9 protein-coding genes are annotated in these 17,402 nt (G+C 54.5%); all 9 read right to left on the minus strand.

All coding sequences use genetic code 11. The features are described 5' to 3' along the window. Positions 1 to 318: 318 nt before the first annotated feature. The gene (locus tag DLM86_RS08750) at positions 319 to 1,395 is read right to left on the minus strand and encodes a serine hydrolase domain-containing protein (RefSeq protein WP_110839598.1); all 1,077 of its coding nucleotides are present in this window, start codon (positions 1,393 to 1,395) and stop codon (positions 319 to 321) included. A 93-nt stretch (positions 1,396 to 1,488) separates the two neighbouring features. Next, positions 1,489 to 2,364, minus strand: coding sequence for a sugar phosphate isomerase/epimerase family protein (locus tag DLM86_RS08755; protein ID WP_110839599.1), 876 nt, complete (start codon positions 2,362 to 2,364; stop codon positions 1,489 to 1,491). 152 nt (positions 2,365 to 2,516) lie between these two features. Then, on the minus strand, positions 2,517 to 3,728 hold the full coding sequence (locus DLM86_RS08760; RefSeq protein WP_110839600.1) for a DegT/DnrJ/EryC1/StrS family aminotransferase: 1,212 nt from the start codon (positions 3,726 to 3,728) through the stop codon (positions 2,517 to 2,519). Positions 3,729 to 4,104: 376 nt separating this feature from the next. After that, positions 4,105 to 7,254, minus strand: a complete 3,150-nt coding sequence (locus DLM86_RS08765) for a DUF4962 domain-containing protein (protein ID WP_110839601.1) — start codon at positions 7,252 to 7,254, stop codon at positions 4,105 to 4,107. Positions 7,255 to 7,424: 170 nt separating this feature from the next. Continuing rightward, on the minus strand, positions 7,425 to 11,438 hold the full coding sequence (locus tag DLM86_RS08770) for a DUF4962 domain-containing protein (RefSeq protein ID WP_158289399.1): 4,014 nt from the start codon (positions 11,436 to 11,438) through the stop codon (positions 7,425 to 7,427). A 121-nt stretch (positions 11,439 to 11,559) separates the two neighbouring features. Further along, positions 11,560 to 12,432, minus strand: a complete 873-nt coding sequence (locus tag DLM86_RS08775; protein ID WP_110839603.1) for a carbohydrate ABC transporter permease — start codon at positions 12,430 to 12,432, stop codon at positions 11,560 to 11,562. Beyond that, positions 12,426 to 13,334 (minus strand): ABC transporter permease, encoded by a 909-nt coding sequence (locus DLM86_RS08780; RefSeq protein WP_110839604.1) that lies wholly within the window; start codon positions 13,332 to 13,334, stop codon positions 12,426 to 12,428. Before DLM86_RS08780 ends, DLM86_RS08775 begins: the two co-directional genes overlap by 7 nt. An 86-nt stretch (positions 13,335 to 13,420) precedes the next feature. Next, positions 13,421 to 14,776, minus strand: coding sequence for an extracellular solute-binding protein (locus DLM86_RS08785; protein ID WP_158289400.1), 1,356 nt, complete (start codon positions 14,774 to 14,776; stop codon positions 13,421 to 13,423). 419 nt (positions 14,777 to 15,195) lie between these two features. After that, entirely contained in the window at positions 15,196 to 17,400 is a 2,205-nt protein-coding gene (locus DLM86_RS08790; protein WP_158289401.1) for an AraC family transcriptional regulator, read from the minus strand. Between the last annotated feature and the right edge of the window lie 2 nt (positions 17,401 to 17,402).

Genomic DNA, 17,402 nt, shown 5'->3' on the forward strand with positions numbered 1-17,402 from the left:
AATATAACGTACGTTATGGCCGTTACCGGTTACGCCACCCATTATACAACATAATTCGACCGAAAAAAAGGCATCTCCGCACGAAACCTATGCAAAACCGGGCATTTCTCCCGCGTACATCAAATAACGAACGTTACTGTCATGGTTCGACATGCGAAAAGCGCACTTGATCGCCCCCTCTTCCGCGTTAAAGCGATTCGCCGCCACCCGGTGCGCCGGCAAGACGCATGAACGACGCCAAGGCGGACGGCAATGGACCGTCCGCCTCCGCGCTCGCTCCTACGGAGACATCGTCGATCTTCGATCGAAACGAATGCGTCAGAGCCCGGAATCGATAATATGGCTCGCATGAACCATGGAAGATTCCACGTACGGCTCGCTCGTCGGAACGAACGTCACCGATACGAATCGGTCGACGGGATCGACCCGCCATAACGTCCATCCGGCGCCGCCGTGCGAGAACGCCTCCGGGGAGGAGAGCGATCTGCCGTAACCGGGCAAAAACAGACCCAGGCCGAAAGGAATCCGCTTCGATCCGTCCCCCGGCAGCTTGACGCCGGCCCCGGTCAAATGGTCCCGCGTCATCAGTTCGATCGTCCTTTTGCCGAACAGTCGATTCCCGCCATACGTCCCTCCGTCGAGCATCATTTGTCCGAGCTTCTGCAAATCGGCTAACGTCGAAAAGAGGCCTCCGTACGATCTCGGCGCTCCGCCGGACGGTTCGGCCGATCGCTTCGGCAGTCGCTCTTTGCCGGGGATGAGGAATACGCGGCCTTGCTTCGATTGCGGCACGTCGAACGACGTATCGACCATCCCGAGCGGCTCGAATATTTCACGAAGGACGAACCTATGAAACGGCTCGCCGGAAGCACGGGCGACGATTTCGCCGAGCACGGCGTACCCGACGTTGCAATACTCCCACGCCTCCCCCGGGGGAGCGGCAGGCGGAGCCTCCGTCAAAGCGTGAAGCCAATCCGGATCGTCCGTCCGCTGCAAAAACGACGAGTCGACGCGCAGTCCCGACGTATGCGTCAGCAGATGGAACAGCCGGATGTCTTTCAGTTCCGGCTTGCCGAGCTCGGAAATCCAGGCGGACGCGGGCTCGTCCACGGTCAACGTGCCTGACTCCATCAGCCGCATGACCGCAAGCGCCGTTACGACCTTCATGACGGACGCTACGTTGCGGATCGAATCGGGAGCGAGCACCCCCTCGCCGGACAAAGCTCGATGGGCGAATATGGCTCCGTCTCTGGACAACATGTAGCTGGCGCCGAGCAGCCGCCCTTCCCCGATCAGTCTCGCGAAATGGTCGTCGAGCCGGCGCAGCGCTTCCGGACGGTATCCCGCCTCTTCCGGCGAGCAATCGACCGCTCCGTCCAATACGTTCATTCCCATCGTATCCCTCCTGTTCTGCCCTTCCACTGCAATTAACGGTAGCGTCCGCCAAAACCGAACGGCGCCCCTTCCGGGACGCCGTCTCGCTGCCGCTTATTTATACCGATTGATAAATTCAACCGCCTTGCGGATGTCGACTTCCGGCTGGTCGCCGACTTCGCGCTCGATCGTCAAATAGCCCGTATAGCCGATATCGACGAGCGCTTGGAAATACGCGTCGAAGTCGACCTTCCCTTCGCCGAGCGGCACTTCCTTGAAAATTTCGCCGGAAGCGACCATTTGCGCGATTTTGCCGTGATCCATCGGCTCGTAGCCGATCGAGCCGTAAATTTCCCGCGGGTCCACTTCCTTGTATCGAATGCCGTCCTTCACGTGCGTATGGACGATATAGTCTTTCAGCGTGTGGACGCCGACGACCGGATCGTCGCCCGTTACCATGACCATGTTGGCCGGGTCGAAGTTGACGGATACGCCTTTGCTGGACAGCGTGTCGAGAAACCGCTTCAAGTTCGCGGACGTCTCCGGACCGGTTTCGATCGCGAAGTAACCGCCCATCGAGCTGGCGTATTGGCTCAATTCCTCGCATGCTTTTTGCATCGTATCGAAAATTTCGCCGTTCGCATCGTGCGGAACGACGCCGATATGAGTCGTCACGATATTCGTGCCGAGATCTTTCGCCAGATCGAGAATGCGCTTCGATTTCTCGATTTTCGCCGGATTCGCCTCTTTATCCTGGAAGCCGTGGCCGCCCAAGTCGCCGCACAGCGCGGAAATTTCCAGTCCGAGCGATTCAATGTAATCTTTCAGCTCGCGGCGCGCCGCCGGAGACAGGTTGTCCGGATCCATCTCGCCTTTAACCGCATAAATTTGGACGCCCTGCGCGCCGACTTCCTTCGCCTTCTTCAAGCCTTCGCGAACGCCGATGCCGAAGCTGTCGACGATGACGCCGATTTTGTTCGTCAATTTCAACCGGAATCTCTCCTTCACCCATGATCATCTGAAAGCGTCCCGCCGGTCACCCGGAAAAGGAGCTTTTTTTCATTGTACTAGATTTCGCATGAAAAAAACCAGCCCCAACTCGCGAGGCCGGTTCGTTCCCGAACGTACAACCGGTTCGCCGGTCAAAACGACCGGACGACTTTGTCCAGCGCTTCGGCGACGTCGCGAATCGCCCGCTCGTCGGAAAGCAGCACGTTTTGCGTTAGCCATACCGCTTCCTTCGCGCACATCCGCTCGCATACCGGACAATCGTAAACACGTTCTTCACCGGTCCACATCTTCGTCGTCTCCAGCACCGACACGTTTTTGTTAAGCGGGATGTAGCCGGCCGCAAGCGGAATGCCTTCGGCGTTCACCCGCTTGACGAATTCGGCCTTGTCGGCCCGTTCGGCGAAAGCCGGATCGAGCTTGAACATATACAAATGATAGGCGTGCCTCGTGATTCTCGGGTCCTGCCGCAGCAGCCGGATGCCGTCGATACCGGCCAACAAGCCGTCAAGCAGCTTGGCGTTCCGCTCGCGCCTGCGCATTTGCTCCTCGAGACGAGTCATTTGCGCCAGCACGATCGCCGCCTGAAACTCCGTCATCCGGTAATTTTGCCCGAACCGGTCGTGCTGATACCAGCCTCCGTTCGGAACGCGTCCGACGTTGCAGATCGACCAGGCGTTCTCCCAATACTCGGCGCTGTTCGTCGTAATGACGCCGCCTTCGCCCGCGTTCAAGTTTTTGCTCGACTGCAGGCTGAACGTGCCGAGATCGCCGATCGAGCCGACTCCCTGCCCTTCCCACGATGCGCCGACGGCTTGAGCGGCGTCTTCGATCAGGACGAGATCGTGCTTGGCGGCGATTTCCCGCAGCCTCGTCATGTTCGCCGGAGCGCCTGCGATATGGACGGCGACGATCGCCCGCGTCTTCGCGGTTAGGAGCGGCTCGATCTTCTCCGGATCGATCAACAGCGTCTCCTCTTCGATATCGGCGAATACGGGAATCATGCCGCAGGCGAGCGCGGCGGAGGCGGTCGCGATAAACGTATAGGGCGGCACGATCACTTCGTCGCCCGGCTTCAAGCCCGCCGCCTGCAGCGCGACCGAGATCGCGACGGTGCCGTTGACGACGCTTACCGCGTGGCGGGCGCCGTGCAGCTCGGCGAACTTTCGCTCCATCAGCGGCAGCTTCGCTTCATAATTCGGAACGGCCGAACTGCCGGAGCCTCCCCATTTGCCCGATTCGAGCACTTCCTTCAACAGCCGCAGCTCCGTATCGTCGTAGATCGGCCACGACGCGAACGGCTCGGTCCGGACCGGCGTTCCTCCGTTGATTGCCAATTGTCCCATGCGCTCATCCCTTCTTTCGGACCGGCTTCGTCCTCGGTCGCCTGCCGGTCGATTTACACCCCAAGTGTAAAGGAATTCGGGGAACGCCGTATGTCATATTTTATTGCCCGCAGGACATTTTTTTCCTCGAAAACGCCCATGGCAAGAAAGAACCCGCCGAGGGGGTACTGACATGAAGTGAAGGCGCAGGGCCAAAACTCAAGAACAAGAGCAGGCTATCGATAAGATAACCTGCTCGATGCAAAGAGGCGAGAGCCCAACATCCAAGAGATTTGCGCAAAAATAATCATGGGGATAGGCGGTACCATTACCAGCGAGCGTCGCCGATCTGCCCGACCACCGCGATATGGTGAGCGACCGGCTGCAGCGGAAATTCCTAATTTGTTGTTTGCAGTTCCAGGGTCAGGAGCTGGTTGGGCACGTTAGGTACACTAGGAATAATTATTTTGTGATACCAATTCAATGACACAACGGAGTCCGCTTGGACACCGCCGACGCCTTCAAAGACAAGGCCGGGCGGTGTACTCATAACCTTGTATTTCCCACTCGGATTCCTTAATTCTCCCCAAGCCGCAATCCCGCCTTCTCCGTCGTGATAGGTGGAAAGCGGTCTATCCGGCGACATGGACTTGCCGTTAATGATCACCTTCAGATTTGCCGAAAGATTCGCAGATCCTGGCGCCGGGACGTTGCTCGGGTTGCTCAGCTTAAGGTGATGCTGACCCGGTTCGACCGTTACGGATAACGTATTGCCGGATGAGACCCAATGCACGCCTCGGGCGTTAACAGCTGCCTCGACGTTGGTGCCGCCCGATGGAATCGAGCGGTAGGCTTCGTCGCGAACCGTCGTTACTCCTCCGGATTTGTATAGCGTAACTTGTGCTTCCTGCGTTCCGGTTATGGACAGCTCATCGCCCGATAGAGCAATGGTCGCCGGCTGCGTACTGCTGATAAGGGGCGTGCCGTTTTTGATCAGCTGGGTACCGCCGACCAAGAGGACTGAATCACCCTTGATTACTGCGGCAATGCCATCGAATGTTATGTTGTCGTTGTTGTCGGTGAGCGTGACGGATCCGCTCTGCGCCGTGCGGATATAAACATTTGTTCCATTGTTGAACGCAAGTTTACGGTAGGTCGTATAGTCCGTGCTGACGATGTTCTCCGGTGTGGAATCGGGCTCGTTTTTATAAGGCACATAGGTGGAAACGATCGTCGCTTCATTCGTCACGGGAGTCTTAAATCCGCCATGCTTCCGCAATCGCCCGGCAAAATCCCCGCCCGGAGTTCGTGAAACCCCGTCGCTATCAAGGGTATCGGTTGTCACCTCCAACTTTGTCAATGGAGACGGATAGTAAAGGTTAACCTCTAGCTTCGCACTGTTCTGAGTAATCGTTGCGCTGCTGTTCGAGTCCAGCGTCAAATCCGTATCGGCATGCAGCCAGTACTCGAATGCGGAGCCGCCGGGCTTCCGCGCCTTCAGATTATCGACGACGACGAATGCGCCGGGCTTCACATAGATGACGCTGCGCTGCGCCAGATCCAAGCCGTCTTTGGTTGGATCGGTGTTGTAGGCGGTTGTGGCGTCTCCGACAGCCGCATCAAAATCCTTGTTCGTCGCGAATCCCGTAATTTTACCGGTTGCTTTCAAATCTAAGCTTTTCTGACCTTTTTTACCGTCATACGTAATGGCGTTTTTCGCAAAGGTTTGAGTGGTATACTTCTGAAAGTAATCGCTGTCATACGCATCGTAAAACCCGCCGTCGACGGTGAGCTCCTCGCCGAACGCATGGATGATCAAGGCGTTCTGATCCGCATGATTATGGCTATAACTGCCATAAGGACTGGATCGGAAAAAAGCCGATATCCGCTTGGGATCGTACAAACTGGAGTGCATCGCGACGAGCCCGATATAATCGAAATATTTGGCCGTCGGCATCTCCACGGGCGGGCGCGCCTGCGCGGCCAGGCTGGTGCCCGCCGAGTATAGGTACGAATGCACGTCGCTTACAGCGTATTGAGGAGATCTCGCATACCACTGCATCACTGGATTATTAAACATTTGCGCATTGCGTGTAATACTTGTATTCACTACATCTCTCGACATTTTATTAATATCGTTGCCGAATACACCGTTGGTCTGACCGACAGGGTAAATGTAAAGCGGGAACCAAGATTCATGGCGGGCAAATGCTTTCTGATACATATTGAAGCCCGTCGAAGTGTAGATGATATCCGCCATCCACTTCGTGTCGATCGCCGACCACTGCCAGTAGCCTATGCCGTTGCCCCAGCCGCCGTCTTCGCCGCCCCAGGGCGGCATCAGATTGATATAAGTCGGAACAACCTTGCTGAACCAATCCCGCGCATCCGCCTTTACGTTCCTTCCGTTTACGTTGATATCGTCATTCAGGAGCGCGGTTGCAATGATGCCTAAATAAGCGTAAACCGTCCATCCATGCGAATCCTTGGGTTTTACATGAATCGGAAGGGTATTGTTGGCGCCGTCAAGCACATGGTCCGCGATCGTCTTCGCTCTTTTATGAATCATCGCCAATACGGTTGCCCTTTCCGTCTCGCTGAGAAGATTGTGGATGTCGTTGTAAATCCAGTCGTAGGTCATGGCGCTTTTCCGCGCGATATCCCGATGAATTTGGTCGTTGCCTCCCGTACTTTTCGAATAGGAGGTTGGTCCGCTGTCGGCGTTCCACGTTGTCAGATTCATCAGTCTCTGTTTCGCATATAAGCCGTATTTCACAAATGCCGAATCATTACGATTCACTAAATAAATAAATGCGGCCCACAGCATCTTATTGGTTTCCTTGACCGTATCGTCGATGTTGGTCGGTTCCGATTGCGGCAAGGGGTCAGTATCCAAATTGATATTATTAAATTTACCGAGAATATACGCATAGGTTCTTTCGCCGTCACCGGCTTTTCTCGCTTGGAAGTGGGCTAAGTCGTGAGGGTCGTTAGGGTTGTCGGGGTCGTTAGGTTTCGTCAAAATACGCGGATGCGAAAGCGGCACTTTACTCATCAAGTCCGAAACCGGAGGCACCACGAACGGAACGGCATCGGGGTCAATGCGGAATTTGCGCGTGTCGCTCCATACGGACCAGCCGGACGCATGATGGAACCTGACTCTCCAGAAGTAGGATTGACCCGGCGTGAAAGGATCGGGGACGTTATAGTAGTTGATGGCGATATCGTTCTTCTGATACACAATCGTATGGAAGGTGCTGTCCGTGGCTACCTGCAATTCATAGAAATCCGTGCCGGAAACGTTAGGCCAGCCGAAATCGGGCGGGTTCTGGGTTGTGACGAGATGATGCTGCGGTTGAAATGGTCTGATTTGAGCAGGCTCTGGATATACAGGCCATTCATTTGCGGTTGTCAAGGGGACTTGATCCAAGTCCGGAAAGCCTAAGGCTTTTGCGGCCGGGGGGGAATACAGGCTAAGTACCAGATTGAATGCTAACACGAAAACGATGAATACAGACATGCTGCGCTTCCAACAATGATGTTTCAATGAAATCGCCTCCTTATTATTCAGTTTCCGTCTCAACGCGAATAAATGGCCGTCCGCCTCCTTTCAGCCAATCATGAATGACTGCGGGTTCGGATCCCCGAATCCGATCGGGTTCCGATCCCCGAATCCGATCGGATTCGGGGAATGACCCTTCAACTTCAACGAATTCACTATTCGTCTTCTTCGACCAATCGCGCATCCCGCAGTAAATAATCCGCCGCCGCTGCAGAGATGTGTTTCCCGCGCTGCGCTTTCACCTGCTGAATGAACGCTTGTATCTGTCCATGCTCCAGCTTCTTCATCAGGCTGTTGGAAATACCGTGATTGTTGATCGAACCGTCTGCCGTAAATGCCGACACCAGCTCCTTAAGTGTTTCCATATCGGCATAAGTGGTGAAGGTCCATGTAGCTGCTGCAGTATTCCCCGCTTTATCCGCTGCACTCACGTTAAACGTGTGCGCACCCGGCGCCAGCGTATACAAAGGCACCGGCGTGCCCGGCACATAGGCAGCCCCGTCCAGGGTCACCGTCGTCTTGCTGTCATCGACTCCGGACATATTGTCGCTCAGCGCAACCTGTACCGACAACACTTCGGAATTGCCAAGCGTACTCCCGTCCGTAAGACCGGTTACGGCGATCGTCGGCGCAGTGGTATCGACCGACTTGACCAGCCCAACCCAGTCGAGATTGCTGCTCCCGATCACATTCCACATCTTGAGCTGCACGGGTCCCGCCGGCAAATAGGTCGCCGTACGGAACGTCACCGCTCTCCATTCCTCCGGATTGATTCCCCAGGTAGGTGTTCTCGGTGCTTCCGCTGTGAAGAATTCGCTGCCCAGCCGAATCAATCGTTTCACATTGGCATCGGTCAATTCCCAGCCGCCCACATATTTTATCGCGACATCGTAGAATCCGGCTTCCGGGACATTCAGCTGCCATGTGATGGATTGACCCGAGTTAAACCAGCCGTATACTCCCAGACCTCCGGAAAGGAAGGAGCGTGAGCTGTATGGCACAACTCCGCTATCCGCAATGAGAAAACTCTCGGCTTCTGCGAATACATCCAGTCCAGCCTTCACGGCCTCATAATCGGTCTTATAATCGACCGGAATCACCGAACCGTTACCTTTACCACGCAGCTTGAGCGTTCCGGTCGGATTGGGCAAAATCACCTTGGAGTTCGCCCCGAGGAACATCTCAGGCTTCATACCGCCCATACCCTCGACGATCATGCCCGGAGGCGCTTCAAGCACATCATATAGACCGGCCGCGTTCGGTAATGTACCCCAAGCAGCGACTCCGCCGTCTCCATTCCCGTAAGCAGACAAAGTTACCGTCGATGGGGTTCCGTCAATCACAACCGGCAAGGAAACGTCTGCCATTGGTGCCGGCGCCGGAATGCTGCTTAAACGAAGATGATGCTGACCGGATTCGACATTCACAGTTAATGCGTCACCTGATGCCGTCCAATGGACGCCGCGTGCATACACCGCTTCCGTCACATTACCGCCTTGAGGAATCGAACGGTATTGTTCGTCCATAACGGTAGTCACGCCGGACTTACGGAGCTGAACTTGAAGGTCTTGCGTACCGGTGATCGACAGCTCGTCGCCCGAGAGCGCAACGGTCGCCGTCTGCGAGCTGTCGATCAGCGTAACGCCGTCTTTGATCAGCTGCGTGCCGCCGACAAGCAGGATCGAATCACCCTTGACTACGGCCGCAATACCTTCAAACTGAATGCCGTCGGCCTGCACGACTCCGCTTTTTCCCTTGCGGACATAAACAGCCGTCCCATCGGTAAATTGCAGCTTCTGATAGGTACCGTTGTCCTCGCTGACGATATGTTCCGGTGTCGTTCCCACCTCATACGGGACATACGTGGACACGATCGTCGCATACTCGGTCTTAGGAGTCTCAAACATGGCATGTTGCCGAATAAGCCCTCTATATCGGGTAACGTCTCCCTCCGTTCCGGGGGCCCGCTCTATCCCGTTGATGTCAATGGCTTTATCGGTTACCGAAGCCGTCAGACCGGGATAATAGAGCCTTACTTTGAGCGCCGCCTTGTTTTTTTCGATCGTCGCGCCGCTATGATCGGCATCCAGCTTCAAGCTCTTATCGGCATGCAGCCAGTATTCGAATTTCGAGCCGCCAGGCTCCCGGGCGTCCACATTATCGACGACCACGAATGCACCGGGCTTCACATAGATGACGCTTCGTTGAGCCAGATCCAGCCCGATATTATTCGGATCGGTGTTATAAGCTTGGGTGGCATCTCCGACCGTTGCGTCAAAATCTTTCGTTGTCGCGAAACCCGTGATCTTTCCGGAAGCCTTCATATCGAAATTTTTCTGTCCCTTTTTGCCGTCGTACGCTATCGCATTATGGGCGAACGTCTGCCTCGTAAAATCCTGAAAATATTTCGTGCCATAGCCGTCATAAAATCCGCCGTCTACCGTCAGCTCCTCGCCGAACGCATTAATAATAAGCGAATTCTGGTCCGCCATGCTGTGACTCCAGCTGCCGAAGGGGCTGGACCGGAAATAAGCGGAAATCCGCTTCGGATCGTACAGGCTGGAGTGCATCGCCACGAGCCCGATATAATCGAAATATTTGGCCGTCGGCATCTCCACAGGCGGACGTACAGGCAAGCTGTTGTCCACGTACAAATAAGAGTGCACATCCTCCACGGCATACGGTCCCGTCCGTCCATACCATTGCATGACCGGGTTCTGGAACATCTGGGCGTTACGCAATATGCTTGTGTTGATCGTGCCTCTCGACATGTTATTGATGTCGTCGCCGAATACGCCGCTAATTTGACCCACAGGATACACATATAGCGGGAACCACGACTCCTTCCGCAGAAACGCTTTCTGATAAACATTAAAGCCCGTCGCCGTGTAGATGATATCCGCAAACCACTTTGCGTCGACTGCAGACCATTGCCAGTAGCCTATGCCGTTGCCCCAGCCGCCGTCCTCTCCGCCCCACGCCGGCATAATATTGATATACGCCGGCACAACCTGCCGGAACCATTCCTGCGCGTCTGCGGATACGAGCTTGCCGTTAATTTCGATATCATCATGCAAGAGGACGGTCGAGAGAATCGCTAAGTATGCGAAATTTGTCCAGCCGTGCGAATTCAGCGGGTCCTTGGGAATCGCTGACTCGTTAGTTAGCACATGATCCGCGATGATCCTTGTTCTGTCGTAAATCATCGTAACGGCTTTGCGTTTTTCCTCTTCGGAAAGGATCGGATAAATCCAGTCATAGGTCATGGCGCTCTTGCGCGCGATGTCCCGATGCACCTGGTCGTTTGACGTGTAGGTCGTTTGCCCTGTTCGGGTTTTCCAGGTCGCGAGGTTCATCAGCCTTCTTTTAGCGTAATTTCCGTATATTTCCTCACCAGTGATTAAATAAACGAAAGCGGCGTTGATCATTTTACGCGTTTCCGTGACCGTTGCGTTCAAAATTTGATCCGCCGTTCCCCCTGTCGGCTCCGTCGCCATTTTGGTGTCCGACAGATCCACTCTACCGAAAATATAGTCATAGGTCGGCTTCCCCTCGCCGTCTTTCCTGGCACGGAATTCATCCAGGTTCTGGGCGTTCGTCAGAATGCGCGGATGTGAAGTCGGCACCTTGACGATCAGCTCCGAAATCGGGGGAACCGGGAACGGAACGGCATCCGCGTCGATGCGGAATTTGCGGACATCGCTCCAATTCGACCAGCCTTCCGCTTTGTGGAACCTTACCCGCCAGAAATACGACTGGCCGGCTGCGAACGTATGCGGGAAGTTGTACAGGTTCATCGTGATATCGTTCTTCTGGTAGACCACATCGTTGAAGGCGCTGTCATTTGCAACCTGCAATTCGTACTTATCCGCGTTCTTGATGTAAGGCCATCCAAAGTCCGGCGGATTCTGGGTCGTGACGAATTGATCGCCCGGTTCAAAATGCCGGGTGTGGGCCGGATCAAGCCCGGTCGGCCATGCAAGCGATCCCGCGGGCGGCGTTGCGGTTGTCGTTGCCGAAGGCGTAACCGTTGCCTTGGCGGGTGCACTGCCGCTTCCCTGCTCGGCGGCACCGGCGACAGGAACGGAAAACACGTTTAGAACCAAACTCAAGCCCATTACTTGTGCGAGGAATGATGAAGTTCTGCGCTTCCATACACGATTGATCAAGTGAATTCGCCTCCTAATCATTAATGCTTGCTGATAAATCTAGGCTCCCGTTCCACCACCCCCCTTCCGCTCGAGTTTCCGTCGAACCCTCCAAAACGGACCGATCCGGCCTGCATTCCCTTTATCCCTTGACCGAGCCGATCAGAACGCCATTGACGAAGTGTTTCTGGATAAACGGATACACGACGAGTATAGGCAAGGTTGCCACCATAATGAACGCATACTTGAGAGCTTCCAGCATGACCCCCTCTTTGTCGTAGGCGTTATTGGTAAGCGCATCGCCGATCTGCCCGACCACCACGATATTGCGAATGACCAGCTGAAGCGGATACAGGCTCTCCTCGCGCAAATAGAGCAGCGCATGGAAGAAGTTGTTCCAAATCGCAACGGCGTAAAAGAGCCCGATCGTCATGAGCACCGGCTTGGAGAGCGGCAGGATGATGCTCCACAGCAGACGGTAGTCGGAAAGACCGTCCATCTTGCCCGACTCCTCGATTTCCTTCGGGATGCCCTGAAAGAACGTGCGCATCACGATCAGGTTCCAGGTGGAAATAAGCCCGGGCAGCACCATAGCCCAAACCGTATTCATGATTCCGTAGCTGCGAACGACGAGATAGGTCGGAATCATGCCCCCGGAGAAGAGCATGGTGAAGACGATAAGAAGCATGATCGGCTTCCCGAACGTCAGCCCCCTCCTGGACAGCGAGTACGCCCCCATAACCGTAACCGTCAATGACAATGTGGTGCCGAGCAGAACATAAATGATCGTATTCTTGTACCCGACCAATAAACGCTTATCGTGAAGGACCTCCGAATAAACGCTCAACTGAAATCCCTTCGGCCATAGGCCCACTTGATTGCGGACGACGTACTCTGCCGAGCTCAAGGAAACGGCAGCCATATGAAGGAATGGGAAAAGGGCGGCCAGGGCAACGAGCGCCAGCAGCGTGATGTTGACAAGATCAAACAGGCTGAACCGTTTGCTCGTTACCATAGACTGGTTTCCCCCAGTCTGCGGCTGACCTGATTTGCCGAATACACGAACACGAATCCGATCACGCCCATAAACAGGTCGATTGCCGAAGCATAGCTGAAATTGGCCTGCACGATGCCCATCCGATACACGTAGGTAGCCAGAATATCCGAGGTTTCGTACGTCGCCGCATTGGAAAGCAGAAACACCTTCTCGAAGCTGAGCTCCAGGATTTTGCCGATCTGCAGCGTAAACAGAATGACGATCGCCGGCGCGATGCCGGGCAGCGTCACATGCAGCATCTGCTTCCAGCGGCCCGCCCCGTCGATGCGCGACGCTTCATACAATTGCGGATCGATCGACGTCAGCGCGGCCAAATAAATAATCGAGCCCCAGCCGACCTCCTGCCATACATCCGAACTCACATACAGGGTCCGAAACCAGGATGCTTTTTGCAAAAAATTAATCGGTTCGAACCCCATCGATTGAATCACATGATTCACGAAGCCGGTGCTCGGCGACAAAATCATCACCATAAAGCCCGCGACGACGACGGAGGACAGAAAGTGAGGCATATAACTTACCGATTGCACGAAGCGCTTATAGCCCTTCCACCGCAGTTCATTCAGGAGAAGCGCCAGGATAATGGGGGCCGGAAACCCGAAAAGAAGCTTGTACAAGCCCAGCAATACCGTATTTCGCAGGATGGTATAGGCATCCGGATTGTGGAAAAACATCTTGTAATATTTCAGGCCGACCCACTCGCTCTGCCATACGCCCTTAAACAGGTTATAGTCCTTGAAGGACACGATGATCCCGAACATGGGAACATACTTGAACAGCAAATAGTAGAGCAATACCGGGGCCAGCAGCACAAAAAAGGCTTGATCGCGCCTCAGTCTCCGGAGTAATGACACTTTCATGGCTTCATCCCCTATCTCCCGCGGACAGGGGCCTTCGGTCGCTATCCGACGACGGCCCCGTCCTTTATGTTTAGAAATGAACGCTATTACTTCTTCTGCCGGTCAAGCGCTTTTTGGTACGTATCCAGCACCTTTTGCAGTCCGTATTGATTGAGTGTGGATACGAACGAATCCCACTCGGTCATCGGCGTTTCGCCCATAATAAATTTGCTGACGGCTGTCGTGTAATATTTATTAATCTGATCCTGCTGCGTCGAGATGGAATCCGTTTCTTCCTTTGATAGAATCGGCAGGATTTTGGCGGTGGGGTAACGGTATTTCTTCGCCTCGATATACGGCTCCTGCTCGCTCGGCTTCACCATCGACAGCCAAGCCTCGTAGTCGAACCAGCCGTAAGTGCCTGCCGAGCCGATGCCCGCTTCACGGGTAATATCGGCCGCTGTCTTGAAGGTATCGTTGAACTTCTTCTTGCCGTTCACGACCGTGTACGTCTCGCCCTCTTTGCCCCAGCTTTGAATGGTGCGGCCTTTCTCCGAGTAGACGTAATCGAAAAAGCGTAGAACGGCATCCAGATTTTTCGTATTGGACGCGACGGCGAAGCCTCTGTCCTCGTAGCCCGCATTCGGCAAATAGGCTTTGGAGCCGGCGCCGAGCGGCGGCGCCATGAACTTCAGATGACCGCCGTTTTGCAGCTGATTGTTCATAATCTCGATCTGCCCGATAAATTGAACGCTCATGAACGATTTGTTCGTCGTGATGAACTGAGTCCAGCCCTTATAGTCCATCGACAGCCAATCCTTCGGGAACAAGCCTTCCATGTAGAATTTATTAAGGTACTCGACCATTTTCTTAAAGTTCGGATCGGTCGCTCCGTATTTCATCTTGCCGGTCGTCGGATCCTTATAGTATTCCGGATAGATGCCGAACGACGGGCCGAAGGTGATCAGCGTTCCGATGCCGTGGCGGAAGACGAGCGGATAGCTGTCCGGATAAAGCTCCTTCAGCTTCTTCGCCGTCGTGTACATCTCATCCCACGTCTTCGGCGGCTGCAGATTGTGCTTGGCAAAAATATCGTCCCGGTAGAACCAGACCAGCTGGTTGCCTTCTCCCGTGCCGTCGTTGAGGAGGCTTAAGATTTTGCCGTCCGGCTGCGTGATGCGGGCCGTGATATCCGGATGCTCCGCCAGAAATTTCTTCACATTCGGCATCTTGTCCATATGCTTGGACAGATCCAGAAAGGCGCCCTGCGGACCGAATTTTTGCACTTCGGTCGGGTATACGGACATAATGTCCGGCATCTCCCCGGAGGCGACAGACAGCGCAAGCGATTCCGGCGACGTATACGTCTTGTGATCGACGGTGATGTTCGTCTCTTCCTTCACCCATTTCCACACGCCCCAACCCGGCTTGGGCGGCCATCCGGTGGCATATTCCGAAATCAAGCTGATTGTACTCGGAGGCGGGTTCGCCGCTGTTGTCGCGGCCGGAGACGAAGAGCCTGTGGCGCTCCCCGTGCTTGCTGGATCCTTCGAACCGGAGCCGCTGCTGCATGCCGCAAGCAAGGTCGCTGCAGAGGCCAGAACGAGCATTGCATGGGAATACCGTTTTCTCTTGTTCATGTGAAACCCCTTTCGATTCAATGGATAGTTGACTGCTCGATAAGCTTGCTGAATACGATAACGTACTCAGATTGTTCCGCCAATCGATCGTCCTTCACCCTTATGATAGTGAGGGTTCGATCGAACGGTAAATAGCCTGAATCCGTGGCATTTGCTACTTTTCCTAGCTACCTTCAAAAAAGACCAAAATCTCGTTATCTGCATATAAACCGGAAAAAAGCCCCGCCATGCGGAGCTTTCGGTCAGGAGTCGGCGCCTTGCTTTCTGCGAAATTCGCTTGGCGTCAGTCCCATATACTTTTTAAACATGCGATTGAAGGATGTGATGTTCCGATACCCGACGGCCACCGAAACATCATGAATTTTGAGCGTGTTGTCGATGAGCAGGGTCGTCGCTTTCATAATGCGGGTTTCATTGATATAGTCCACGATGTTCATCCCGGTTTTTTCCTTGAAGTAAGAGGACAAATAGCCGCTGCTCAAATTCAGGTGCTCCGCCAAAATGTCCAAATAAATCTCCTCCGACAAATGCTGATTGACGTAGTCGACGACGGCGGACGTGATCGGATCGCGCAGCTGCTTCTTGCTCCGGAACCCCTCCGCCGCTTGGGCGGTCCAATCGAGCAGCAGCTGCTCGAGATCTTCGGCCGTTACGCATTGCTGCATCTTCGTTTCCGCCTCGTGAAACATGTCCTGCAGGCGCCCGGGCGCGATCACGAGAGGAGACGACTCGCTCTTGATCTTGCCGATCACATTCCTGCAGAACTCCAGCCATGCGGCGGCCGTCCGTTCTTTCCCTTGCCTCCTGGCAAACGCCCTTCGAATCAGATTCGTCAGCTGCACATCGTTTCCCTCGCGCAGATTGACCTGAAATTCTCTCCACTGATCGGTATCGAAATCGACCGCAGTCATTTCTTCCGCTCGTTCCGTAATAATTTGCGTCCGATCGATCATGATGCGGTCGCCGACCAGATCCGTCACCTCCTGGTACGCAGCCGCGATCCGATCGGAGTGCTCGAAGACGCTGGATACGGCAATGGTCACGGTACCGAACGCTTTGTCCTGCTCGAATACCTTCTCCAAGCGGTCGAGCTGGCTGATGATGTCGTCTCTTCGATCCGTATAGACGAGGCTGATAATCCGGTTCGTCTCGACCGGGAAAGTCATCGAACCGGGAAATGACTTACCGAGCCGATCCTCCATGCACACCAACATGTAACTGAGCCAGGTCTGGAAGGATCCGCGCTCCACGTCTTCCTCCCGCTTGCTCAAAGCATGGAACAGGACGAGTACGAACGGCTTATCCGCAATCGCTTGGGGACGTATATCGGATTGGCTGCGAATGGCCTTCAGACCATGAAGAATCGCGAGCTGCCTTTCGGTTTTATTCTTGTCCTGAATTTGGCGCCGGATGATGTTGAACTCCCGAATCGACGATCGAAAGCCGGCCGCGTCACTTTCCCCTCGAATCGATCCGATCATCGTCTGAAGGGGGCGGTTGATGCCGGTCGCAAACACCCAGGAGATGATGATCGCTGCAGCAAGCGAAACGGCCGTCGCGCCGATCAACGTTTTGTTCAAGCGGCTTTGCGAAGCGATTCGTTCGACGGGAACGCGCTGCGTATAGGTGAATCCGCTTTCCTTGCCCACCGACTGAAAAAAATACGTCCCCCCCGAAATATACGCGGACCGATCGTCCTTGCGAAGTTGCCCCGGATCGATAGGCGGCTCCCGACTCGCATTCCGGAACAATGCTTGTCCGAGCTCGTCACGGATCATGAAATCGCCGCTGGCCGTCTGGTGGAACGCCTCGTACATTTTGCCCGCGTCCAGAAACACGATCATCAGCAGATCGCTGTTTTCTCTCTTTTTGAACACGACGGGAATCAGGTCCTCATACAGGATTAGCTGCTCCTGAAACATAAGATTGCGGAAATCCGCTGCCGGCAGGACGCGAATATTGTAGTCCTGGTCAAACTGATTGCGCCAGAAATCGAGCCCGTAGGCTTCATTTCCGTAAAATACGTTAAACATCGACTCCGGAGTGGAGCTCGTTCCTTTCTCCAAGACGAAATTGCCTTGCTTCGGGAAGAAGGCGATGTTGTGGATGAACAATGATGCATTCGAAACCCACGAGCCAATCTCCAGTTGAATAGCCGGAAACTCGCGATAATTCGGAGCGGCCCGAAGATTTTGCACTTTTTCGCTGTAAAAGTACATGAGCATCTGTCGTTTGATCAAATCGAAATGCTTCTCGTAGCCGTCCATCGTGTGGTTGAGCATAAGCGTATTGTATTTCACGATCTCGCTGCGGACGTTTTGCTTGGATACGGCAAAGGAGTATAGGGTGAGGGCGCACATGAGCACGATGATGCAGAGAAACCCCGTGAGGAGACGCCAAAACAAGGAGATGGATCGATCTTTGAACGAAAGGATCGGAAGATACATTC

The sequence above is a fragment of the Paenibacillus flagellatus genome (genome assembly GCF_003217775.1).
GTDB lineage: Bacteria > Bacillota > Bacilli > Paenibacillales > NBRC-103111 > Paenibacillus_AB > Paenibacillus_AB flagellatus.